A 273-nucleotide genomic window follows, 5' to 3' on the forward strand; every position below is an offset into this window, starting at 1 on the left:
GAATCATTCTGAATAATAACGAATGTATTAAAAAATGCAGTGACAATCTAACATTAATTGTTAAAATCACTGCAAGCATCTTGATTTTATTTAGCTGTTTGTGTCCAGTCATGCTTCCCTCTGAAACGTTTTACATGAGCATAGATTTGGTCAGCAGTATAATCTAAATTTGTATAAACTGTAATACTGAACGCTGATTGGTTTTCAGCAAATGATTCTTCGGAAAATAATTCCTTTAAGTGCGTAAATAAATCATTCATTTGTTTATGGTTT

At 30.4% G+C, this 273-nt stretch carries 1 protein-coding gene; it reads right to left on the reverse strand.

Annotation, left to right across the window (positions count from 1 at the left end; translation table 11 throughout):
- Window positions 1–86 precede the first annotated feature (86 nt).
- A partial coding sequence (locus GUI70_RS25660; RefSeq protein WP_368733649.1) for a hypothetical protein occupies window positions 87–273 on the reverse strand: 187 nt, incomplete at its 5' end.

This window comes from Deinococcus alpinitundrae (assembly GCF_009982895.1).
Classification (GTDB): Bacteria; Deinococcota; Deinococci; order Deinococcales; family Deinococcaceae; genus Deinococcus; species Deinococcus alpinitundrae.